Origin of the sequence: Corallococcus sp. CA047B (genome assembly GCF_003612065.1) — a bacterium.
In the GTDB taxonomy this organism is placed as follows: domain Bacteria; phylum Myxococcota; class Myxococcia; order Myxococcales; family Myxococcaceae; genus Corallococcus; species Corallococcus praedator.
Window position 1 is genome coordinate 48309 of record NZ_RAWD01000008.1, and the last position, 23395, is coordinate 71703.

General features: G+C 69.6%; 20 protein-coding genes. 9 read left to right on the forward strand and 11 right to left on the reverse strand.

Going from position 1 to position 23395, the window contains the following annotated elements; genetic code table 11:
• Positions 1-210: 210 nt before the first annotated feature.
• Positions 211-807 (reverse strand): ATP-dependent Clp endopeptidase proteolytic subunit ClpP, encoded by a 597-nt coding sequence (clpP, locus tag D7X74_RS02910; RefSeq protein WP_120531371.1) that lies wholly within the window; start codon positions 805-807, stop codon positions 211-213.
• Between the two features lie 182 nt (positions 808-989).
• Between clpP and D7X74_RS02915 the strand changes: the two genes are divergently transcribed.
• Both D7X74_RS02915 and D7X74_RS02920 read left to right on the forward strand, forming a co-directional pair.
• The gene (locus tag D7X74_RS02915) at positions 990-4820 is read left to right on the forward strand and encodes an ELWxxDGT repeat protein (RefSeq protein WP_158622161.1); all 3831 of its coding nucleotides are present in this window, start codon (positions 990-992) and stop codon (positions 4818-4820) included.
• Positions 4821-4880: 60 nt separating this feature from the next.
• Positions 4881-6362: a hypothetical protein gene (locus tag D7X74_RS02920; protein WP_120531373.1), complete on the forward strand. Its 1482-nt coding sequence runs from the start codon at positions 4881-4883 to the stop codon at positions 6360-6362.
• 57 nt (positions 6363-6419) lie between these two features.
• Here the strand turns inward: D7X74_RS02920 and fumC are convergent, their stop codons facing one another.
• A complete protein-coding gene (fumC, locus tag D7X74_RS02925) occupies positions 6420-7817 on the reverse strand; it encodes a class II fumarate hydratase (RefSeq protein ID WP_120531374.1) in 1398 nt (465 codons plus the stop codon).
• Positions 7818-8039: 222 nt separating this feature from the next.
• Here fumC and D7X74_RS02930 point away from each other — a divergent pair, with 222 nt between their 5' ends.
• The gene (locus D7X74_RS02930; protein WP_233595297.1) at positions 8040-8522 is read left to right on the forward strand and encodes an MOSC domain-containing protein; all 483 of its coding nucleotides are present in this window, start codon (positions 8040-8042) and stop codon (positions 8520-8522) included.
• Here D7X74_RS02930 and D7X74_RS02935 read toward each other — a convergent pair whose 3' ends face one another.
• The gene (locus tag D7X74_RS02935) at positions 8523-9089 is read right to left on the reverse strand and encodes a Uma2 family endonuclease (protein WP_120531375.1); all 567 of its coding nucleotides are present in this window, start codon (positions 9087-9089) and stop codon (positions 8523-8525) included. It lies immediately after the preceding gene.
• A gap of 252 nt (positions 9090-9341) precedes the next feature.
• Here D7X74_RS02935 and D7X74_RS02940 point away from each other — a divergent pair, with 252 nt between their 5' ends.
• Together D7X74_RS02940 and D7X74_RS02945 are read left to right on the forward strand one after the other, a co-directional pair.
• Complete coding sequence (locus tag D7X74_RS02940; RefSeq protein ID WP_120531376.1) at positions 9342-9893, forward strand: hypothetical protein; 552 nt, start codon at positions 9342-9344, stop codon at positions 9891-9893.
• Between the two features lie 28 nt (positions 9894-9921).
• A complete protein-coding gene (locus D7X74_RS02945; protein WP_120531377.1) occupies positions 9922-11826 on the forward strand; it encodes a methyl-accepting chemotaxis protein in 1905 nt (634 codons plus the stop codon).
• A 31-nt stretch (positions 11827-11857) separates the two neighbouring features.
• On the opposite strand, the gene D7X74_RS44945 is transcribed toward D7X74_RS02945, so the two are convergent.
• Positions 11858-12217 (reverse strand): PspC domain-containing protein, encoded by a 360-nt coding sequence (locus tag D7X74_RS44945; RefSeq protein WP_120531378.1) that lies wholly within the window; start codon positions 12215-12217, stop codon positions 11858-11860.
• Between the two features lie 271 nt (positions 12218-12488).
• On the opposite strand from D7X74_RS44945, the gene aceB reads away from it, so the two are divergent.
• The 3 genes from aceB to D7X74_RS02965 all read left to right on the forward strand — a co-directional run bounded on the left by aceB (position 12489) and on the right by D7X74_RS02965 (position 16098).
• Positions 12489-14111, forward strand: coding sequence for a malate synthase A (gene aceB, locus D7X74_RS02955; protein ID WP_120531379.1), 1623 nt, complete (start codon positions 12489-12491; stop codon positions 14109-14111).
• 63 nt (positions 14112-14174) lie between these two features.
• Positions 14175-15461 carry an isocitrate lyase gene (gene aceA, locus D7X74_RS02960; protein ID WP_120531380.1) on the forward strand — a complete coding sequence of 429 codons (1287 nt, stop codon included), beginning with the start codon at positions 14175-14177 and terminating at the stop codon, positions 15459-15461.
• Positions 15462-15690: 229 nt separating this feature from the next.
• Positions 15691-16098, forward strand: coding sequence for a hypothetical protein (locus D7X74_RS02965; RefSeq protein ID WP_120531381.1), 408 nt, complete (start codon positions 15691-15693; stop codon positions 16096-16098).
• A gap of 34 nt (positions 16099-16132) precedes the next feature.
• Here D7X74_RS02965 and D7X74_RS02970 read toward each other — a convergent pair whose 3' ends face one another.
• The 4 genes from D7X74_RS02970 to D7X74_RS02985 form a co-directional block, all read right to left on the reverse strand.
• Positions 16133-16375 (reverse strand): hypothetical protein, encoded by a 243-nt coding sequence (locus D7X74_RS02970; RefSeq protein WP_120531382.1) that lies wholly within the window; start codon positions 16373-16375, stop codon positions 16133-16135.
• An 82-nt stretch (positions 16376-16457) separates the two neighbouring features.
• On the reverse strand, positions 16458-16796 hold the full coding sequence (locus D7X74_RS02975; protein WP_120531383.1) for a hypothetical protein: 339 nt from the start codon (positions 16794-16796) through the stop codon (positions 16458-16460).
• 24 nt (positions 16797-16820) lie between these two features.
• Entirely contained in the window at positions 16821-18107 is a 1287-nt protein-coding gene (locus tag D7X74_RS02980) for a TIGR04013 family B12-binding domain/radical SAM domain-containing protein (RefSeq protein WP_120531384.1), read from the reverse strand.
• An 87-nt stretch (positions 18108-18194) separates the two neighbouring features.
• Positions 18195-19115, reverse strand: coding sequence for a LysR family transcriptional regulator (locus tag D7X74_RS02985; RefSeq protein ID WP_120531385.1), 921 nt, complete (start codon positions 19113-19115; stop codon positions 18195-18197).
• Positions 19116-19205: 90 nt separating this feature from the next.
• Between D7X74_RS02985 and D7X74_RS02990 the strand changes: the two genes are divergently transcribed.
• Complete coding sequence (locus tag D7X74_RS02990) at positions 19206-20264, forward strand: alkene reductase (RefSeq protein ID WP_120531386.1); 1059 nt, start codon at positions 19206-19208, stop codon at positions 20262-20264.
• Between the two features lie 3 nt (positions 20265-20267).
• Here D7X74_RS02990 and D7X74_RS02995 read toward each other — a convergent pair whose 3' ends face one another.
• From D7X74_RS02995 to D7X74_RS03005, 3 genes are all read right to left on the reverse strand, one after another.
• Complete coding sequence (locus tag D7X74_RS02995) at positions 20268-21185, reverse strand: type VI immunity family protein (protein WP_233601937.1); 918 nt, start codon at positions 21183-21185, stop codon at positions 20268-20270.
• Positions 21182-21769, reverse strand: coding sequence for a hypothetical protein (locus D7X74_RS03000; RefSeq protein ID WP_233601938.1), 588 nt, complete (start codon positions 21767-21769; stop codon positions 21182-21184). Before D7X74_RS03000 ends, D7X74_RS02995 begins: the two co-directional genes overlap by 4 nt.
• A gap of 314 nt (positions 21770-22083) precedes the next feature.
• Entirely contained in the window at positions 22084-23100 is a 1017-nt protein-coding gene (locus tag D7X74_RS03005) for a polysaccharide lyase (RefSeq protein WP_120531388.1), read from the reverse strand.
• Between the last annotated feature and the right edge of the window lie 295 nt (positions 23101-23395).

A 23395-nucleotide genomic window follows, 5' to 3' on the forward strand; every position in this document is an offset into this window, starting at 1 on the left:
GCGGACGCCCCGTAGGGCCGGTGGCACAACCAACACCCGCCAGGAGGGCAGGCAGCAGAGCGGCAATCACGAATCGGGGCGTCATCACCAGACGGTGGTCACGCCAGCGTCAAGCGGCACTGTGGGACAGTTGCGGCTCGTCCGCTCCGCGCGTGCCCGCCTGGAGCGACGGCGCGGGGAGGGCCTCCCCGGCCGCCGGGCCAGCGGCGACTACTTGGGCGTCGGGATGCCCGCGCGCTCCACGACCTCGTCGATGAGGCCGTACTGCCGGGCCTCCTCGGCGCTCATGAAGTAGTCGCGCTCGGTGTCCTTCTCGATGCGCTCGATGGTGTGACCGGTGTGCTTCACGAACAGGCCATTGAGGTACGTGCGCAGGCGGAGGATCTCCTTGGCCTGGATGTCGATGTCCGTGGCCTGACCCTGCGCGCCACCCAGCGGCTGGTGGATCATGATGCGGCTGTTGGGCAGGGCGTAGCGCTTGCCCTTGGAGCCCGCCAGCAGGAGCAGCGCGCCCGCGGAGGCCGCCTGACCCACGCAGATGGTGGACACGGGGCATTTGACGTACTGCATCGTGTCGTACATCGCGAGCGCCGCGGTGACGGAGCCACCGGGGGAGTTGATGTAGAGGTTGATGCCCTTGTCCGGGTCCTCGGACTCCAGGAACAGGAGCTGGGCGACGATGAGGTTGGCCACATCGTCGTTGATGGGCGTGCCCAGGAGGATGATGCGGTCCTTGAGCAGGCGGCTGTAGAGGTCGTACGCCCGCTCGCCGCGGTGCGTGGTCTCAATGACGAAGGGGACGTTCATGGCCCCCGTACCCTAATCGTCCCCGAGTCCGCGCGCTCCCTCCTTCTTGCCGGAGCGTGCGCTGTCCCACGCTTGGGTGGAGGGGACGGGCTAGAACCCAGGATTCTGGCCCCACTGCGTATGGGAGGGGTACGTCAGGTTGACCCGGGAACATCATGGCTTCGCGGTGGAATGTAGGTGTGGTGTCGGTGTGCATCCTGGCCGCGTGGCTGGGCGTGGGGTGCGAGTCCACCAGCGGGGCCGTGCCCGGGCCCGCCGCGGTGACCTCCGGGCTGGAGGCCGCGCCCTTCCTGGTGGGCGACCTGGCTCCGGGCAACAAGGTACAGCTCCCCTTCGCCCAACCCCTGCACTTCGTGGAGGTGGGGTCGACCGTCTTCTTCACCGCGGAGGACGGACTCCACGGCCGGGAGCTGTGGAAGACGGACGGCACCCGGGAGGGCACGGTCCTGGTGACGGACCTGCTGCCGGGGCTCTGGGGCTCGGAGCCCACGCAGCTCACCCGGATGGGCAACCACCTCTACTTCTCCGCCCGGATGCTCGTCGCCTCCCGCGATGTCCACGGCCTGTGGCGCACGGACGGCACCGCGCAGGGCACCGAGTTGGTGCTGGCCCTGGCCTCGCCCCCGTCGTTCATCACCGAGCATGACGGCGCCCTCTACTTCGAGGCCATGAGCATCAGCAGCCCGTATGGGTTCACGCTGTGGCGGAGCGACGGAACCCCCGCGGGGACCCGGATCCTCAAGGAGGTCGCGTCCGGGGCGCGCTTCGACGCGCCCGCCACCTGGATCGGGGACACGCTCATCTTCCCCTGCTACACGTGGGAGACAGGCCAGGAGCTGTGGAAGACGGATGGCACCCCCGAAGGCACCGTCCTCATCAAGGACGCGGTTCCCGGGCGGGAGCACCTGGCGCCCTACGCGTTCTTCCGGATGGGCGACCGCCTGCTGTTCTGGGGTCTGGTGGCCGGTGGCACCCGGCGCCTGTGGACGAGCGACGGCACCGAGGCGGGCACCGTGCAGTTGGGCACGGTCCTGCCTGACCGCTACGGCACCGGCTACCCACCCATCGCGGTCGTCGGGGACCTCGCCTACTTCAGCGGGTGGGACGCGCAGGGTGGACAGGAGCTGTGGCGGACGGACGGCACGCCCGAGGGCACCGTGCGCGTCATCGACCTCGTTGCCGGCAGCCTGGACAGCGCGCCCCAGTTTCCCACCGCCCACGAAGGGAAGCTCTACTTCCGCGCGAAGGATGCGACGGGCCTGAGCCGGATGTGGCGGTTGGACGCTCCAGGCGTGGCTCCGGTCCAGTTCGCCGGGGTACCCGGTCTGGACCTGGGGCGGGCCCCGATGATGAGCACGCCCGGGGGCCTCTTCTTCCAGGCCTGGGACGGCGACCAACAACAGCTCTGGCGCACGGACGGCACGGAGTCCGGCACCTTCCCCTTCTTCACGATGGCCCCCGGCCTCGATTACAGGGTGCAGCTGTGGGCCTGGGACCGGCTGTTCTTCTCCGCGACGGACGGGGAGCTGCTGATGACGGACGGCACGGCGGAGGGGACGCGGTCCATCCCCAGGCGGTCCGCCATCGAGGCCGGCGCCTTCGACTTCGATAACCCGAACGATGCCGTGGACCTGGACGGCACGCTGTTCTTCACCGCGCCCCAGATCGTCAAGACCGGCACCACGCAGACGCTCGTCCGGACCTTGTGGAGCAGTGACGGCACGGGTGACGGAACGCGGCAGGTGACCGAGACGGCGACGGGCGGGTTCTCGCTGTCTCCCATGCAGCTCATGCCCCTGAATGGACAGCTCCTCTTCCTGACGGGAGGCTCCTCCTCCAGCGACCTGTGGCGACTGGAGGGCTCCACGCGGAAGCTGCAGCGGCTGGGCGGGGCGGCCTTCCCCTCCGGCTCCCGCGGCCTCGTCGCCACCGGGACGCGGGGCTACTTCAGCCAGCGCGGCTACTTCGGGGGATGGGAGCTGTGGACGACGGACGCCACGCTGGAAGGCACGGTGCGGCTGTCCACCGGTCCGGGCACGTCCCCCACCGAAGCACCCCGTTGGCTCACGCCCGGGAACGAGACGCTCTACTTCGCGTGGCGTCAGGCCTATGCGCAGGACTCGCTGTGGAAGAGCGACGGCACCCAGGAGGGCACGGTGATGCTCAAGTCCTTCCGGACCGAGTCGGACTCTTCGGAGGTGCTGGGCTTGCTCCCCGTGGGCCGCCGCGTGTTCCTCCAGGTCCGCCTGGGGGGCATCAACCAGCTGTGGGTCACGGAGGGTACGGCGGGGAGCACCCGCTTCCTGGTCACGCTGCCGGGCTCCACGAGCGACTGGGCCGCGGTGGGGGACACCCTGTACCTCTCCCTCGTCGCCAACAACGCCCCGCCCCGCCTGTGGAAGTACGACGGCCAGACACTGGAGGCCCTCCACGACTTCGGCACCGCCAGCAACCTCACGCGGCCCGGGTCGCTCACCGCGGTGGGCCCGCTGCTGGTGTTCTGGGCGTCGGACGGCGCGAGCGGCTACGAACTCTGGAGGAGTGACGGCACGCCCGGGGGCACCGTGCGGGTGAAGGACCTGAACCCGGGTCCGGTGGGCGCCGTGGCGGGTCCGGAGCGGATGTTCGCGCTGGGTCCCCAGGGGCCCGTCGTCTTCGCCGCGTCGGACGGCGCCTCCGGCATGGAGCTGTGGAAGACGGACGGCACGACCGAAGGCACGGTGCGCGTGGTGGACGCGCTCCCAGGTCCCCACTCCTCGTCGCCCAGGGGGCTGGCGACCGCGGGCCGGCACTTCTTCTTCTCCGCCTGGACCCCGGAAGCCGGGCGCGAGCTGTGGGCCCTTCCCCGCGAGGTCGCGGACACCACGCCGCCCACGCTCACCTGCCCCGGCGCGCAGGAAGCCGAAGCCGTGAGCAGCCAGGGCGCGCCGGTGCGCTATCCGGCGGCGACCGCCGTGGACGCGGAGGATCCGCGCCCCACGGTGCGCATGAGCTACGCGTCCGGCGACACCCTTCCCCTGGGCACCACGGCCGTGCAGGCCCTGGCGCTCGACGACACGGGCAACACCGCCACGTGCACCTTCGACATCACCGTGCGGGACACCACACCGCCCGCGCTCACCTGCCCTCCCGACCTCCGGCGCGAAGCCACATCCCGGCAGGGCGCCTTCGTGTCCGCCTACGAGAACGCCGTCGCGATGGACACCGTGTCCCGCGTCGCCCTGGACTTCCAACCGCCCGCGTGGGGTGACTTCCCGCTGGGAACCACCCCGGTGCGGATCCGCGCCACCGATGCGAGCGGCAACTCGCGCGAGTGCACCTTCGACGTCATCGTCAGCGACACGCAGGCCCCGACGCTCATGTCCTGCCCGCCGGACCTGCGCCTGGAGGCCTCGGGCCCGAAAGGCGCCGTCGCGAACTATGCACTGCCGCAGGCGACGGACACCGCGTCCCCGACGCGGGTGGAAATCCTCCCGCCGTCGGGACACACCTTCGCCTTCGGTAGGACGCCGGTGGCGGTGAAGGCCTACGACAGCTCAGGCAACGAGGACCGGTGCGCCTTCTTCGTCACCGTGGAGGACACGCGCCCGCCCGACCTCGGCTGTCCGCCCACGCAGGAGCGCGTCACCGACTCCAACCAGGGCGCCACCGTGGAATGGCCGGAGGCCCAGGCGTCGGACGTCGCGTCGCCGGTGACGCTGAGCTACGTCCCCGCGCGCGGCAGCCTGTTCGCGCCGGGCACCACGACCGTGCGGGCCATCGCCACCGACACGCACGGCAACGCGCGCGAGTGCACCTTCGACGTCACCGTGAAGGTGCGCCCGCCGCCCCCGGTCCGCGTCCCGCCTTCCGACCCGGGCCCGGCTCCGGACACGGACACGGGCGGCTGTCAGCAGGCAGGCGGCGCGGACGCGGGCGTGTGGGGACTGTTCCTGCTCGCGCTGTGGGCCTTCCCGCGCCGCGCACGCGCCAAGGCCGCCGGGATGCACTGTCCCAATGCCAGACGGATTTGATAGGGAAGCCCCAGGTCGCTGGCGGGATGCCGCCAGCCGGTTCCCGAGGGGGCGAACACCATGCGGTGGGAGATGCTGAAGGCAGGGCTGCTGGGGGCCGGATTGTCGTGGGGGATGGGCTGCGTGGAAATCCCTCCCTTCGATCCCGAACCGGCCTGGCCGGCCCAGCAGGTGGGCACCGCGTTCCTGGTGCGGGACATCATCCCCGGCGGTGGATCGCTGTTTCCCACGGAGCCCTACTTTGGCTACCGCCTGGGCGAGGCGCTCGACGTGGCGGGCACCCTCTACTTCACGCGCTTCGACCTTGTCGGCGATGAGGGCTGGCGGCTCTGGAGGAGTGACGGAACGCACGCCGGCACCCGGGTCGCGGAAGGCCCCTGGTCCGCGGGGGCCCTGCTGTCTCCCCAGCGGCTCACCCTCGTGAACGGGAACCTGGTCTTCGCCTCCCCGCTCAGCGCCTCCACCCAGCCCCCCTTCCGGCTCTGGCGGTACGACGTCGCGTCCGGAAACGCCGAGGCCCTGACGCCCTACCAGGACCTGGCGACGGACAGGGACAGCGAAGTGTCCCTGGAGCTGGCGCCCCTGGGAGCAAGGGTGTTGTTCGGGGTGAAGGAGGGCGAGCAGGGCGCGCTCTGGGTGACCGACGGAACACCCCAGGGGACGGCGCGGGTGAAGACGGGACTCGGCTCCGAGGCCCCCGTCCGGTTGATGCCGGTCGGCTCGCGGATCTTCTTCGCGGTCCGCGAGTCGGAGGAGCACCACGCGTTGTGGGTGAGCGACGGCACCGCCGCTGGCACGGTGAAGGTGAAGTCCCTGTCGGCCCCGGCGAACTTCCACTTCGTCCAGGCGGGCACCGCCCTGGGCAACCAGCTCCTCTTCTGGGTGTCCCGCTTCCCGGTGGATGGCAGCGACATGCAGTTGTGGCGCAGTGACGGCACGGTCGAAGGCACCACCCCCGTCAGCGACACCACCGCCTCCAATGCCGACCTTTCGCGGCACGGGGCTGGCGTGGTCATGGGAGGCCATCTGTTCTTCGGCCGGTGGGCCCACACGGCGGACCGGGCCCAGGAACTCTGGAAGAGTGATGGTCGGTCGATGGAACGGGTGGCCAGCCTGGGCAAGGCGGCGTCGTTCCATGGCGTCACCCGACTCACCGCCCTGAACGACCTCGTGCTGTTCTGGGCGGAGGAAACCACGCCGGCCTCCGTCCTCTGGCGGACGGACGGCACCGAAACCGGCACCCTGCCCCTGATGAAGTCCCCCGTGGAGGTGGACGCATACGGAGGGATGTGGCCGCCCTCGGTCCTCGCGGCGAGCCGTCCGGGAGGTCCCCTTCTCTTCGCCGCGGCGGACGCCGAGTCGGGGACGGAGCTGTGGCGCACGGACGGCACGGTGCAGAGCACGGTGCGCATCGCGGACCTCGCGCCGGGCCCGGACTCGTCGTCGCCGGGCGGGTGGTTCATGCCCTCGGGAGACCACCTCTACTTCCCGGCCTGGACCCGGGAGAGCGGCCGTGAGCTGTGGGCCCTTCCGATGCCGTGACGCGTGCCTCCCGCTGAAGCGGGAGGCATGTGTCCCAAGGCCCGGAAGGCGCTGTTCCTACAGGTTCCCGGTCATCTTCTCCGGGCGGACCCACTGGTCGAACTGCTCGGGGGTGACGAGCCCCAGCTCCACCGCCACTTCCTTCAGCGTCTTGCCCTGCTTGTGCGCCGTCTTGGCGATCTTCGCCGCGTTGTCGTAGCCGATGTGCGGGTTGAGGGCCGTCACCAGCATCAGGCTGCGCTGGAGGTTCTCCTGGAGGCGGGGGAGGTTCGGCTCGATGCCCACCGCGCAGTTCAGCCGGAAGCTGCGCATGCCGTCCGCCAGCAGCCGGCTGCTCTGCAGGAAGTTCTGGATGATGAGCGGCTTGAAGACGTTGAGCTCGAAGTTGCCGGACGCGCCGCCCAGGGAGATGGCCACGTCGTTGCCCATCACCTGCGCCGACACCATGGTGAGCGCCTCGCTCTGCGTGGGGTTCACCTTGCCCGGCATGATGGAGCTGCCCGGCTCGTTCTCCGGGATGTTGATTTCACCGATGCCCGAGCGCGGCCCGGACGACAGCCAGCGGATGTCATTGGCCACCTTGAACAGCACCGCCGCCAGGCCCTTGAGCGCGCCGTGCGCCTGCACCAGCGCGTCGTTGGCGGCCAGCGCCTCGAACTTGTTGGGCGCGGTGACGAAGCCGTGGCCCGTGAGCCTTGAAATCTCCGCCGCCACGCGCTCGGCGTAGCCCGGGGGCGCGTTGAGGCCGGTGCCCACGGCGGTGCCGCCCAGCGCCAGCTCCAGCAGGTGCGGCAGCGAGGCCTCGATGTGGCCCTTCGCGCGCTCCAGTTGCGCCACGTAGCCGCTGAACTCCTGGCCCAGCGTGAGCGGCGTCGCGTCCTGCAGGTGCGTGCGGCCAATCTTCACGATGGACTGGAACGCCTGGGACTTCCGCGCCAGCACGTCGCGCAGGGCCTCAAGCTCCGGCAGCACGTGCTTCACCACGGCCTCCACGGCGGCCACGCTCATCGCGGTGGGGAACACGTCGTTGGAGCTCTGCCCCTTGTTGACGTCGTCGTTGGCGTGGACCTTGCGCGCCTCCCCGCGCTCGCCGCCCAGCAGCTCCGAGGCGCGGTTGGCCAGCACCTCGTTGCAGTTCATGTTCGTCTGGGTGCCGCTGCCGGTCTGCCACACCAGCAGGGGGAACTCCTCCTCGTGCTTGCCGGCGAGCACCTCGTCCGCGGCCTTCACGATGGCCTGGGCCTTCTCCTGGGACAGCGACCCGTTCTCCTGGTTCACGAGCGCGGCGGCCTTCTTCACCAGCACCAGCGCGTGGACCAGCTCCGGGGGCATGCGCTCATTGGAGATGGCGAAGTTCTGGCGGCTGCGCTGCGTCTGCGCGCCCCAGAGCCGGTCGGCGGGGACTTCGATGGGACCAAAGGTGTCCTTCTCGATGCGAACATTCTTCGTGCTCACGGTGAGGCCTCCCCAGCAGGGAACAGCGATGTCCAGGCGCCGGGCCCCCTCGCGAGGCGGGAGTCGCACGGCGTCGCTGCCGCGATAACACCCCCGCCCCGGCGCGGCAGGCCCGAGTGGAGGACGGATGCCGCATCTCCAACGGTCGGGGCCTGGGAAGGCAGGCCCGTGCAGCCCTGCCTGCCCCTCACACGCGAAGCGCGCGGGCGTTAGTGTCGCGCCGTGAGCACGCCCGCCGGCACCATCCGCGCCCTCTTCCTGGCCCAGGAGCGCAACACCCCCATGCGCCAGGTCCCCGAAGCCCGGGCCGTGGAGCAGCACGGCTTCGAGGGCGACCGTCACCAGCGGCGCGCCGTGGGGCACAAGCGCCAGTTGCTGCTCGTGGACGAAGCCCAGCGGGCCGCGCTGGATGTGCCCGCGGGCGCGCTCAAGGAGAACGTGCTGGTGGAAGGACTGGCGCTGGATGCGCTGCCACCGGGCCAGCGGCTGGCGCTGGGAGGCGAGGTGGTGGTGGAGCTGACCGAGCCGTGCGTGCCGTGCTGGAAGCTGGATGCGCTGCGCCCCGGACTGCTCCAGGAGAGCTGGGGCCGCAGGGGTCAGCTCGCCCGCGTGCTGAAGGCGGGCACCGTGCGCGAAGGCGACCCCGTGCGCCTGTTGGACGTGAACCCGGACGCGCCCCGCATCATCCGGCCGAAGCTGCCCTGATCACCGGCTCCAGAGCCTGCCCAGGTTCAGCGGCACCGCGTCGAAGGGCTCGGCGTCCACGGTGCCAGAGCCCAGGTGCACGCCGAACAGGCGCCACTGGCCATCCCGCAGTCGGTGGATCTCCAGACCCTCCGCAAGCGGATCGATGAACCACAACCACTCCACACCCTCACGCGCGTAGACGCGCATCTTCGGGCCCCGGTCCCAGGTCCGTGTGACGTCGGACACCACCTCGCAGACCCAGTCCGGCGCCAACAAGAAGAACGGGACGTCGGGCAGTTCGGGCATCCGTTCGCGCCGCCACGCCGCGACGTCTGGCACCAAGGCATCACCTGGGTGTGGGAAGCGAAGCTCCGGTGCATCCAGGACGAGCCATCCTCCAGGTCCGTTCCGCCCCAGGTCGAAGGCCCCATCCAGCCAGGCGCCCAGCTTCGTCGCCGCCCGCGTGTGCCGGGACGCTGGCCGGGGACTGATGACCAGGGCTCCCTCGATGAGTTCACCCACCTTCGTCGGCGGCACACCCTCCAGGTCGGCATACGTCGCCGGCTTCCTGTCTCCATTGCCCATGCGCAGGAGGATGCTCCCTACCCATGACGTCCTCAAGCACATGGTAACCCGGGGCCATGGATGGGAGCAGGAAGGCATGCCCGCGCAGCCCCGTCCGCCTTCGTACGCAGCCCGCAAATCCAGAGGGTGGACCCATGCAGGCAAAACACGTCTACCGCGAATAAAACAAATCAATGCTCGCCTGCGTGACGGTGGAAGCGCATCCGTGACACACTTTTTTCGACTGTTTTTCACGGTCTTGGGGGAGTGTGGATGTCCATGGTCTGGATGGGATTGGCGGCGGCGGCCTGGGGGACGCTGCCTCCGGACGGTGTCGCGCAGCTCCGGAAGGTGGACGCGGTGATGCCGGAACTGCGGCGTCTGGCGGGTGACCCGGAGGTGGTGCGCGCCATCCGCGCCCAGAACGCGCGCCGCGTTCCGTTCGCCGCCATCCAGCGCCACGACGCGGAGTGGATGGCCACCCCGGCGCTCACGCCCTTCAAGCAGACGGTGCTGGATGCTCCCTGCGCGGGCGCGCTCCAGCGGGCGCAGAAGCGGCTGGGACAGGCGATGGCGGAGGCCTTCACCATGGACGGCCAGGGCGCGCTGGTCTGCGCCAGCCGGCGTACGTCCGACTACTGGCAGGGGGACGAGGCCAAGTGGCGCCTCACCTATGCCGGAGGCCGGGGCGGGCCGGAGCTGCGGGAGTCCCCCTTCTTCGACGAGTCCTCGCAGGCCTACGTCATCCAGGTCTCCCTGCCCGTCCGCGACGGCGCCCAGGTCATCGGCGCGCTCACCGTGGGCCTGTCCCTGCTCGACCTCTGATCCGCTCACCGCTCCCCTGGATGCTCCCATGCGCCTGCTGTCCGGCTTGAAACTGAGGGGTCGCCTCACGCTGTGGGTCTGCCTGCTGCTCATCGCCGCGCTCACACCCGTCGTCGCGGCGGGCGTCCACGTCATCCGTCGGACCGTGGGGCTGCAGATCCACGGCGTCCTCCAGGTGGAGGCCGAAGGGCTGCGCGACCTCGTGGAGTCCTCGCTGCACGAGCGGGAGGCGAACGCCCGCGCGTGGACGGAGGACGCCATCGTGCGCGGCGCGCTCCTGTTCGGCACCTACGCGAAGAGCGACGCGGTGCTCGCCACCCTGAACGGCCGGCACGCGAGCTTCGCGGGGCTGGTGCTGTTCACCGAGGACGGCCGCGCGGTCTCCGTCAGCCGGCCCGAGCTGCGCGAGGCCTTCGAGGGCCACGAGCGCGACGTGCTCGCCTCTCCATGGTTCCAGGCCGCGCTGGAAGACCGGTTGGATCCCACCGCCCTCACCCGCGCCATCACCCGGACGGACCCCTTCTTCGGTCGCCCGGTGATGCCGCTGGCGCTGCCCGTGCTCAGCCCCATCTCCGGCGCGCGCGTGGGCGTGCTCCTGGCGGCGTATGACTGGAACCAGTTGGAGCAGGTGGTCGCGGGCGCGCTCCAGCGCTCCCGGGAACGGGGCCAGCGCAGCTTCACCCTGGAGGTCCTGGGCCCGGACGACGGACAGCTCTACAGCTCCAGGGCCCGGAACGTCCCCGCGCCGCTCCGGACGGTGCGGGCCCAGGCCGTTGACGACACCCGCGGCACCGGGGCCGGCCGCCACTGGCGCTTCGTCGCGACGGTGGACGAGGAAGAGGCCTTCCAGCCCCTGAGGAACTTCCTGAAGCTCAGCGTCCTCGCGGTGGCCGCGCTCCTGCTGCTGGCCGCCCTGGCCGCCTGGGCGCTGGCGCGCGGGGTGACGCGTCCCATCACCACGCTGAGTGGCCTCGTGTCCCGCGTCGTGCGCGAGGGGGACCTCACCCAGAAGGTGGCGCTGCACGGACGCCAGGACGAAGTGGGCGAACTTGCCTCCGCCTTCGCGCGGATGATGGACCACCTGCGTGAATCCACCGCCAGCCTCCAGCAGGGCACCCGGGTGCTGGGACAGACCGTGGCGGAGCTGACGCGCGCCACCGAACAGCAGGAGCGCAACCTCACCCAGCAGACCGCCGCGCTCCAGGAGACGCAGGTCACCGCGCAGGAGATCCAACAGACCTCCCAGGTGGCGGCCGAACGCTCCCAGGCGGTGCTCGGACTGGTGGCGCGGGCGCGTCAGGCGGGCAGCGCCGGAGAGACGACGCTCGGGGCCAGCCTGGACGGCTTCGAGGAGCTGCGCGACCACGGGGTGCGCCTCGCGGAGGGCATCTCCTCGCTCAACGAGCGCACGCAGCAGATTGGCGGCATCACCCAGACGGTGAAGGACCTGGCGGACCAGTCCAACATGCTCGCGCTCAACGCGGCCATCGAGGCGGTGCGCTCCGGCGAGCACGGCAAGGGCTTCAGCGTGGTGGCCCGGGAGATCCGCAGCCTCGCGGACCAGTCCATCCAGGCCACCGGCCGGGTGCGCGACATCCTGGATGACATCCGCGGCGGCATCCACGCCACCGTGGCGCTCTCCGAGGAGGGCCAGCGCCGCTCCGAGGCGGGGCTGGCCCAGGTGCGCGCCAGCGGTCAGAGCCTGCGCGCGCTCACGGACATCATCCAGGACAACGCGTCCGCGGCCCAGCAGATCGCCGCCGCCGTCATCCAGCAGAACGCCGGCATCGCGCAGATCTTCACCGCCGTCACCGACCTGTCGCGGATGATGGACGACACCCTTGAGGCCATGCAGGGCACCCAGCGGATGACGCACACCCTGCGCGGCGTGGCCGAGCGGATGGAGACCGTGGCCGGCGTCTGGCGCGTCTAGCGGACCGCGCGCCAGCGGACGAAGACGGGCCTCAGACGCGGCGCTCCCAGCGGGGGGCGTCGTCCTCCACGGGCGTGTTCGCCACCCGGGAGACCCAGTCCAAGAGCCCCTGCAGCGGCGCCTTCGCCCCGGCCCGCGCCGGCGTGAAGGCCCAGACCAACAGATAGAGCAGGAAGCCCAGCCCGGACGACGCGAACAGCATCACCACGAACGCCAGCCGCACCCAGGTGACGGACACCCCCATCCCCCGGGCCAGCAGCGAGCACACCCCCAGCACCGAGCGCCCCTCTCCCCGGTGCAGCGGCGACGCGCCCGGGCGGCAGTGCGGGCAACCCGCCGCATCCCGGGACAGCTCCGTCGAACAGGCTCCACAGCGTGTCGTGACGTCCATGACCTGACCTCTCCGTCGCGCCCCCGCTTGGCGACATGGGGGCCTCATCCCTACCTACGGAGGCCACACCCGGTGATTGCCGCCCCCAGGACCTGGGATTCCGGGGGCTTGCGTCCCGGTGCGTCAGTGGATTTACAAGTTTAATCCGCTGGGTGTTGACAGCCTTACAGGCAAGCAGCTTCTAATTCACCAAGACTTCCCTTCCACAGACGGCAGGGGCATCTTTCAGCCCATCAGACCGCCTTTACAACGCATCTCGTCAGGAGCCGTCATGGACGCCAACACCTCCCAGACCCCGCCGACTTTTGGTCCCGGCGTGAGCATCGAGGGGGGCTGGCACCCGGATTACGCGGCAGTGCTGACGCAGGAGGCCATGGCCTTCGTGGCGAAGCTGGTGCGCACCTTCGGTGAGCGGCGCGAGGCGCTGCTGGAGCGGCGCAAGAAGGTGGCGGAGGGCTGGCGCAAGGGCGAGCGCCCGCACTTCCTTCCGGAGACGGCGGACATCCGCAAGGGCGACTGGACGGTGTCCCCGGTGCCGGCGGACCTCCAGGACCGGCGCGTGGAGATCACCGGTCCGGTGGACCGCAAGATGATCATCAACGCGCTCAACTCCGGCGCCAGCGTCTTCATGGCGGACTTCGAGGACGCCAACAGCCCCACCTGGGACAACGTGGTGCGCGGCCAGGTGAACCTGCGCGATGCCGTGCGCAAGTCCATCTCCTTCACGGCGGAGAACGGCAAGCAGTACGCGCTGAACGACAAGCACGCCGTCCTCTTCGTGCGCCCGCGCGGCTGGCACCTGCCGGAGCGCCACGTGCGCATCGACGGCAAGCCCATCTCCGGGTCGCTCTTCGACTTCGGCCTGTTCTTCTTCCACAACGCCCGGGAGCAGTTGAAGCGCGGCACCGGCCCGTACTTCTACCTGCCCAAGATGCAGAGCCACCTGGAGGCCCGGCTGTGGAACGACGTGTTCCACCTGGCCCAGAGCGAGCTGGACATCCCGCGCGGCACCATCAAGGCCACCGTCCTCATCGAGACGCTGCCGGCCGCGTTCGAGATGGACGAAATCCTCTACGAGCTGCGCGAGCACTCGGCCGGCCTCAACTGCGGCCGCTGGGACTACATCTTCAGCTTCATCAAGACGCTCCAGTCGGACGCGTCCGTGGTGCTGCCCGACCGGGGGCAGGTGACCATGGACAAGGGCTTCCTCAACGCCTACTCGCAGCTGCTCATCCAGACCTGCCACCGCCGGGGCGCGCACGCGATGGGGGGCATGGCCGCCTTCATCCCCATCAAGGGTGACGCCGCCGCCAACGACGCGGTGATGGCCAAGGTGCGCACCGACAAGCAGCGCGAGGCGAAGAACGGCCACGACGGCACCTGGGTCGCGCACCCCGGCCTCGTCCCGGTGGCGAAGGAGATCTTCGACGCGCAGATGAAGGGCCCGAACCAGGTGGCCAACAAGCGCGAGGACGTGCGCGTCACCGAGGCGGACCTGCTCCAGGTGCCCTCCGGCACCCGCACGGAGGAGGGCCTGCGCCACAACATCCGCGTGGGCATCCAGTACACCGCCGCGTGGCTGGGCGGCCTGGGCTGCGTGCCCCTCTACAACCTGATGGAGGACGCGGCCACGGCCGAAATCTCCCGGGCCCAGGTGTGGCAGTGGATCCACCACGGCGCCACGCTGGACGACGGCCAGAAGGTCACCCTGGAGTTGTTCCGCAAGCTCCTCACGGAGGAGATGGCCCAGCTGAACCGCGAGGGCGTGGCGGAGCGCTACGGCCAGGCCCACGTGGAGAAGTCCCGCGCCCTCTTCGAGCAGCTGTCCACCGCGCCCGCCTTCGAGGACTTCCTCACCCTGCCGGCCTACGCGGCCCTGGATGCGAAGTCCTGATGTCTCACTTTTCCTGAAGCCTTTTCACACCCCTTCACCGCAGCACCCTTGAGGAGTCCTGGCATGTACGACGCGACGCCGACCACTTCCGATGCCTCCCCTCACGCGAAGCTCCACGCCAAGCGCTTCGAGGGAATCACGCGCACCTACACCGAGAAGGACGTGGAGAAGCTGCGCGGCTCCATCCGCGTCAGCCACACCCTGGCGGAGATGGGCGCCCGTCGCCTGTGGGAGCTGCTGCACACGGACGAGTACATCAACGCGCTGGGTGCCCTCACCGGCAACCAGGCCGTGCAGATGGTGCGCGCGGGTCTGAAGGCCATCTACCTGTCCGGCTGGCAGGTCGCCGCGGACGCGAACTCCGCCGGGCAGATGTACCCGGACCAGAGCCTCTACCCGGTGGACAGCGTCCCCACCGTGGTGAAGAAGATCAACAACGCCCTGCGCCGCGCGGATCAGATCGACCACGCGGAGGGCCGCAATGACCGCTACTGGTTCGCGCCCATCATCGCGGACGCGGAGGCCGGCTTCGGCGGTCCGCTCAACGCCTACGAGCTGATGAAGGGCATGATTGAAGCGGGCGCCGCGGGCGTGCACTTCGAGGACCAGCTGGCCAGCGAGAAGAAGTGCGGCCACATGGGCGGCAAGGTGCTGGTGCCCACCAGCCACTTCGTGCGCACGCTGACGGCGGCGCGCCTCGCGTCGGACGTGATGGGCGTGTCCACGCTGCTGGTGGCCCGCACGGACGCGGACAGCGCCAAGCTGCTGATGAGCGACGCGGACGAGTACGACCACGCCTTCATCGACAAGGCGGCCGGCCGCACGGCGGAAGGTTTCTACCGCATCAAGGGCGGCCTGGAGTGCGCCATCGCGCGCGGCCTGGCGTACGCGCCGTACGCGGACCTGGTGTGGTGCGAGACCAGCACCCCGGACCTCGCGCAGGCGAAGGCCTTCTCCGAGGGCATCCGCAAGAAGTTCCCCAACAAGATGCTCGCGTACAACTGCTCGCCTTCCTTCAACTGGAAGAAGAACCTGGACGACGCGACCATCGCGAAGTTCCAGCGCGAGCTGGGCGCCATGGGCTACAAGTTCCAGTTCGTCACGCTGGCCGGCTTCCACGCGCTGAACTTCTCGATGTACGAGCTGGCGCGGAAGTACAAGGACCGCGGCATGGCGGCCTACAGCGAGATGCAGCAGCAGGAGTTCGGCGCGGAGAAGGACGGCTACACCGCCACGCGCCACCAGCGCGAGGTGGGCACCGGCTACTTCGACCAGGTCGCCGAGGTGATTTCCGGCGGCAGCGCCAGCACCCTGGCCCTGCACGAGTCCACCGAGGCCCACCAGTTCTAGGCCGGGCGGACGGAATCCCGTTCCTGAAGTGAGGAGGCCGCGTGTCCCCGGGAGGAAATTCCCCCGTGGATCCGCGGCCTTCGCCGTTCCCTGGGCTGCTTCCGGGGCGGGTTTGAACCTGGAAGAAGCAACTTCCCGGGGGCTGGGGCGATAATCGGGAGAACTTGAAGCCCCACAGGCGCGCCCCTCAAAGGAGCGCCACCGACCGGGGCCTTTGACGGGAGCCGCCATGAACCGCATCACGTCCCTCTCCGGTCCTCGGGTGCAGCCGGCCACGACGAACACCTCCACGCCGGTGTCGGGCAGCCGCTTCGGCTCGCTGATGCAGGGCGTGTCCTCACAGGCCCCGAAGGCGGGCGCCCAGTTCTCGGGCGGCTCCGTGGTGTCGTCGGCGCTGGCCCAGATGGGCGCCACGTCGCACGGCTCGCTGGTGGGCACCTACACCGCGTCGGGCGCCACGCCCTCCCAGAACATGCCCGGCATCCAGCAGCCGGCGTCGAACACGTCCGGCGGGGCGGGCCAGCCCAAGAGCGAGGAGCAGCAGGCGCTGGAGGACCTGGCCACCATGTCGGCGGTGACCATGTCCCAGTCCATCCTCCACATGGGCGGCATGAAGATCGACCTGGAGAAGGAGTAGTCCCAGGCGGCCCCGGGACCGCTCCCGGGGCTTCTCAGGGCTTCTGCTTGTCGCTGTCGTCGCTGTACTGGTCGCGGATGCCGTCATGCCGGTTCCGCGTGTCCTTCCACGGCTGGTCCACGTCGCTGCGCTGACCGCCGTTCTGCCCGGTGACGTCGTTGAGTTCCTCCGCGCGTCCCTCCGCGGGCACCTTGTCGCCGTCCTCGTCGGGGTCCTTCTGCTTGCTTGGATCCAGCGGGATGCCGGCGCTCTTGTTCAGATAGTCCTTGGGGTCCATGCCGTCGCTCCTCCCTTGAATTCCAAAGGTGGTGACGGTCCCCTCGCGCTGGGAGCGGCCGGGCAGCCGGGCTCCCCTCCCCTCAGTTGAGGTACTTGGGGCGCGCGGGCGTGGCGGGCGTCTGGTCCTTCATCATCTCCAGGCCCTGACGCGTGAGCATGAAGCGCACGGTGCCGGAGCCGCGCTCGGTCTCGATCTCCGCCTCGAAGGCCGGCCCGGCGATGCCGCCCAGGGCCATCTCCTTGCGCAGGTTGGTGACCCGGCCGGAGAGCAGATCGCCCGCGACCTCGCGGGAGCCCTCGCCGCGCGAGTACAGCTCATAGGCGGCTTCGTGCAGCGTCATCGCCAGCGCGGGCGTGAGGGGCTGGGAGCTGAAGAGCACGGAGATGAGGAGCCAGTAGGGCGGCGTCTGTTCAGCCATCGTGCGCCATCCTAACGGTTGCGGCTACCGGGCGCGCGGCTGTCTGCGGGCGACGATGGCTTCCGCGAGCGCGCCCTGCTGTTTCCAGTGGCCGTACAGCCGCCCCTGGGACGCGAGCTGGTCCAGGCGCTGCTGGGTGCGCGCGTCCATGCGACCGGGCGGCGCGTCGCGATAGGGCGTGCCGGGCAGCGGCATGAAGGTGTGACCGTGCACGCGCGCGCCCATTTCGGACAGCTTCCGCATCAGGTCCAGCGTGGCGTCCACGTCGGAGGGTTCTTCGCCCGGCAGGCCCAGGATGAAGTCCACGTTGGGCACGAAGCCACCCTCCACCGCGAGGCGCGTCGCGCGCACCACGGTCTCCACGTCGTGGCCGCGCCGGGTGGCCTGGAGGATGCGCTCGGAGCCGGACTGCCCGCCGATGATGAGGTTGTCGTTGGCCACGTAGCGCTTGAGCAGCGCCAGGGCGTCGGGCGTGACGTGTTCGGGGCGCACCTCCGAGGGGAAGGTGCCGTAGTAGATGCGCCCGTCCGGGGCCATGGCCTCGGTGACGGCGGCGAGCAGCGCCTCCACGGCGGACAGGTTCATCGTCTCGTCGGGCGTGCCATAGGACATGGACGTGGGGGTGATGAAGCGCAGGTCGCGCCGTCCGGAGCGCCGCAGCTCGCGCGCCCAGTGGGCGATGTTGGGCACGGTGCGGTGCCGGAAGCGCGCCTTGCTCATGAAGGGCGTCTGGCAGAAGCGGCAGGCGTAGATGCAGCCGCGCGTGATTTCGATGGCGCCGAACTTCACGTGCCGCGCGGCGAACGGAGGGAAGTCGTCCAGTCGCACGCCCTCGCCGTGGCCGTGCTGCACGAGCTTGCCGTCCACGAGGTGCGCGACGCCGTGCGTGTCGCGCGGGTCCTCGCCCTTGAGCACGCGGGCGAGCAGCGCGCGCAGGGTGTATTCCCCTTCGCCCACGGCGACGAGGTCGAAGCCCGCCTGGAGCGTCTGGAGGGTCTCCGCGGTGGCGTGCACGCCGCCCGCGATGCAGAGCACGTCGCGGCCCTCCAGCCGCTCACGCACCCACTTCAGCTCCTCCACGGAGGGGCCGAAGCTGGCGGAGTAGAAGGACCACGCGGCGACCACGGTGTCGCCCGCGTCCGCGCGCTCCCGCACGGTGTCCAGCAGCGTTTCGCGGCTGCGCGGGAAGTGCAGGGACACGTCCGCGAGCGCGGGGTCCGACTCCACGGCGCCCGCGAGCACGGTGAAGGCGTACTTGCCGGGGTACTGGTAGCTCAGGACGAGCGAGACCTTGCGAGGTGTCGGCGACATGGCGGTGGCGATGTTGCCACAAGGCCCGGGTGTCCCGGGGCCAGGAGAAGTGGCGGAAGGTCCGCGCCGGAGGCCAGGGCCGCGTGCTCACCCGGAGACGTGCCAGGGGGCCAGCTCGAACCGTTCCACCAGCACGTCGATCATCGCGCGCATCGCGGGAGAGGCATTGCGCGCGCTCGGATACAGCACGAAGGCCTGACGGGCCGCGACGAACGGACGCAGCAGTTCCTTCAGCTCCCTGCGCGCGGCCGACCGCGACGCGTGCATCGTCGGGAGCCTCGCGATGCCGACGCCGGCCACGGCGAGTTCGCTCAGCACCTCGAAGCTGTTGACCGCCATGTACGGCTCCAGGGTCACCAGCTCCGTCTTCCGCCCGGAGCTGAAGCTCCACGTCGTGGGCGTCCGCGAGCCCGTCATCACCAGACAGCGATGGTCCGCGAGGTCGCGCGGCCGCGTCGGCGTCCCCGCCCGTCGCAGGTAGGCCGCGCTCGCGTAGACGCCCAGGTACTGGGGCGAACCCAGCCGGCGGGCCATCAACCGCGAATCCGTGAGCGGCCCCACGCGCACGGCCAGGTCGTAGCCCTCGTCCACCAGGTTCACCTGGCGATCCGTCAGGTCCACCTCCACCTTCACCTCGGGGAAGCGCGTGGCGTAGACGGAGAGGACGTCCCCGAGCGCGGCCTGCCCCAGCTCCAGGGGGGTGGTCATGCGCAGGCGGCCGGTGGGATGCGCTTGCAGCTCACCGACCAGGGCCTCCGCGGCGTTCAGCGCGGCCATCGCGGGTGCGACCTCGCGGTGGTAGCTCGCACCAATGTCCGTCAGCGTCACCGACCGCGTGGTGCGCGACAGCAGCCGGGCGCCCAGGTGCTCTTCCAGGAGCGCCACGCGCTGACTCAAGGTCGACTTGGGAATGCCGAGCGCCCGCGCGGCTCCCCGGAAGCTCTTGTGGTCCACCACCGCGACGAAGGCGAGGACGGCGCCGGGGTCCGCCTGGGGCATTGTCCGCATGGGCGGACAGTCTGTCTGTGTCTTCCCGCATTGTCCAAACCCTCGCGGACCCGCAGATTGGGGACACCTACCGGCCACAGGAGCCCGTCCATGGACCTCTTCTCCCCCTATCGTCTGGGTACGCTCGCCCTCCCCAACCGCGTCGTCATGGCGCCCATGACCCGCAGCCGCGCGATTGGCGGCCTGCCCAACGAGTTGATGCGCGCGTACTACACGCAGCGCGCCTCCGCGGGTCTCATCATCACCGAAGGCGTCGCGCCATCTCCGAACGGGCTCGGCTACGCGCGCATCCCCGGCATCTTCTCCGCCGAACAGACGCAGGCCTGGCGTCCCCTCACCGACAGCGTCCACGCGGCGGGGGGACGCATCTTCATGCAGTTCATGCACGTGGGCCGCATCGCGCACGCCCACAACCTGCCGGCCGGGGCCCGCGTGGTGGGACCGAGCGCCGTGGCCGCGGACGCCAAGATGTGGACCGACCAGGAGGGCCTCCAGCCCATGCCCGTGCCGGAAGCGATGAGCGCCGCCGACCTCACCCAGGCCCGCGAGGAGTTCGTCCAGGCGGCTCGCAACGCCGTCGCGGCGGGATTCGATGGCATCGAGTTGCACGGAGCCAACGGCTACCTGCTCGAGCAGTTCCTGCACCCGCACTCCAACCGGCGCAATGATGCGTACGGCGGTAGCGTCGAGAACCGCGCCCGCTTCGTCGTGGAGGTCGCACAGGCGACGGCGGAGGCCATCGGTGCCGAGCGCGTGGGCATCCGCCTGTCTCCGTACAACACCTTCAACGACCTGCCGGCGTACGACGAGGTGGAGGCGCAGTACACGACGCTCGCGCGCGGACTGCGCGGACTGCTCTACGTGCATGTCGTCGCGAATCCGCACGCGGGCTTCGGAACGACGCTGAAGGCCCTGCGCGCCACCTACGAAGGGCCGGTCATCCTCAACGGCGGCATGGACCGCGAGCGTGCCCAGGCCGCGCTCGATGCGGGGCAGGCCGACCTCATCGCCTTCGCCCGGCCCTTCATCTCCAACCCGGACCTCGTGCAGCGGCTCCAGCAGGGCGCCACGCTCGCGACGCCGAACCCCGCGACCTTCTACACGCCGGGGCCCGAGGGCTACGTGGACTACCCGGCGCTGGCGGGGTGAGCGTCAGAGGAAGCGGCGCTCCCAGCGGCGGACTTCTTCTTGCGTGAACCAGTCCCATTGGCGCGGGTGCGCATACAGCCAGGGCTCCAGCACACGGGCCAGCTCGCGGTAGTGCGGAAGTGTATCTCCGGTTTCCAGATCGCCGGCTTCGGGCACGGCTCCTAGGGACACCACCGCGCGCTCGGGTGAGAGCGATTGGACTTGCGTCGCGGGGGAGTGCAACCGCGCGCGAAGTCCTTCCGCTCCGCCCAGTGCCTCCAGCACGGGTGGGCCCAGGAAGGTGAGCCACGAGGGGGGCCGCACCCGTTTGCCCAGGAACAGTGACAGGTCTTCAATCCTCGGCAGGTCGAAGCCAGGATGGCGAAGGCACGTTTCGAGCAGTCTCGGGTTGAGTGTTTGAATCCAGGCGCCGACTTCGAGCGCCAGCCCTGCGTGCCCCGACGCCCAGGGCAATTCGCGCCCCAACTCGAGGGCCAGGGCACGCACCCACTCTGGACCCGGGTCATCCAGGAACTCGATGGGCAACCAGAACTCCACAGCGCAGGTGCTCTGGGGATAGTCCTTGAGGAAGTTGGGCAATTCACTGCCGCGGCCGTGGTACCGGAAGGACACGCCCGTGACGGAGTCGGGCCGTTCGGCCAGTTCCACGAGGGCGGAAGAGCCCAACAATCGGGACTTGATGAACGCTTCTCCTTTCGCATCCAGCTCTGGCCAATCTCCAGAATAACTCACGTACCAGCCCAGCCGTCGTGTGCCGAGCGCATGGCGGTAGCGCTCCAGCGCTTGCCATACGAAAGGAGCAATCCCCTCATGGGGGAGCGGCATGTAGAACATGATGCTCACCCCCTCGCGCACGAGGGCCACGGACTCGCCCTCGATATCAATCGCTTCACGAACCCTTGGCACTCGCGCGGTCATCATCTGACTCCGAAGTTGGGAGACACCATTCGGGGAACCTGAGCACTGCCCAGGATCTCCTGGTAGATGGATCCTTGAGTACGCTCGGCGAAGGCGTGGCCCAGTGGGTAGATGTCCCATTGAGGCTGGTTCGTCACGGGACACGGGAACTTGAAGTCATAGACTGCCTGGACCTTGAGCGGGTTCCCGAGCGCGTGCAGCACCACGTCCGGGACGATGCTCCCCACCAGCAGGTGGAATTGCCCGTCCGCCAGCCACTGGGCCACATCCCTCGGATCCAACCACCGCGTCCGTCCCGTCTTCGCATCCTTCAGATAGCGCGGCTCCAGGCTGAAGCGTCCCGCGTCCGTGGCCCCCAGCACCCGCTGCACACACTCCAGCGCCGCCGCGTGCTTCTCCTCCCCCAGCTTCATCCCCCACGTCACCCCCGGCACCTTCGGGTCCACCGGCTTCTTGCACAGCTCGGGAGAGGTCCGTCCCCCCTGCCCCAGGTGCCGTTCATTCACCTGGGAGTTCGCCTCCTTCGCGCACTCCAGCAGCACCCGCTCCACATGGGCCACCTCCGCGGCCTCCCACAGGCGCAGCATCGCAGCCGCCTGGCCCGCCCTTGCCGCCGTCCGCGACAGTCATGGCAGGACAGCGTCGCGGCCTACCTGGGATGCACACGAAGGATGGCGCAGACAGCCGCTCGTCGCGGAGTCCACGGTCTGCTCATAGCTTGAGGGCGCTCGGACCTCCGCACCCGCGCACGCGGTCAGCAGGAGGCAGCACAGCAGCGACATCGGTCGGGGAGGAGTCCTCACACCGCGCCTCCTCGCATGGAAGCGCGGACCCCTTCAACCCATCCCGTGAATCACCTCCCGCCCCGGCGTGCCGGAGCGGGAGGCACTTCCCATGCGTCTCAGCTCCGACGGCGACGACGCGAACCCATCAGCCCCAGCAGGCCCAGCAACGAGAACGCCGCCAGCGACCCACCGCTCGCCGAACATCCGCCCCGGTAGAGTTCGTCACCCTCTTCATCCAGCGGCGACGGCTTCACCGCGGTGTCCGGCTGCGCGCCACCCGTGCTCGGGCCCGCGTCCACCGTGCCTCCCGCCGACGTGCCCGCGTCCACCACCGGGTCCGGCTCCACCGGCGTGCCCGCGTCCACCACCGGGTCCGGCTCCACCGGAGAGCCCGCATCCACGACCGGATCCACCGGCGTGCCCGCATCCACGACCGGATCCGGCTCGGGCTCCGGCTGCACCACCGGGAACACGTCCGCGCGGCTCGTCGCCTGGATGAAACCGTCGTGGTAGACGACGCCCACCGGCTTGATGCTGTCGTCCCGGTACAGGCCCAGCTTCAGGTAGCTGCTCTGGCCGGCGTACATCGTCACGGCCTTCTTCTTGGTCAGCACCTGCACGCCGTTGTGCCACAGCTCCACGAAGCCCACCGCCGGGTCCGGGGACCACTTCGCGTGGAAGATGAACTCGTGCCACACCCCGCGCTTGAGCGGCGTGCTCCACACCGTCCCGCTGTCGTTCACCGTCAGCCGGATGAGCTCGCCCTTGACGAAGAACTCCACCGGCGGCGACCCGCAGCAGCCGTCGTGGTGCCACTGCGTGAAGAGCTGCCACGCGTCCACGCTGGGGAAGTCGTTCGCGAACATCACCTTCCAGCGATACCAGTACTCCGAACCCACCTTCTCCCGGCTCAGGTACACCAGCTCGTTGCGGTTGCCGCTGGAGTTGATGGGATCATCGCCCTGCTTCACCGTCGCCTTCAGCGCGTACTTGCCCTCCGCCACCGGGCTCGTCACCAGCTGGAGCCGGTCCGCATTCACCATCTGGGTCGTACTGAATTGCGAACGGTCGCCCGTCTCGAAATCCCCCCGCCAGACGATATCCGCCGCAGCGAGGCTCGGGAGCAAACACATCGCAAGCCAGAGGTGCAGTGCTTTCAATGATGAATCCTTGAGGGAGGTTGGGGGGACCAGCCAGGGGAGCCAAAAACTTTGACAGCAAAGTTTCGACAAACACTACCTCAAGTCATTCCCCCACTTCATTCCCTCTCAAGTTCATTCCAACATGCCTGACAATAGGGCATGCGGGCAGCCGAGCCCTGGGCCGTTTGAGACATGTTTCACGTCTGGAGCGGCCCGCCCGTACCCACCGAGCGGACGGGAGAGCGGTGTCCTGAACGCAACGCGTCATTGACAGGGGAGCATGCAG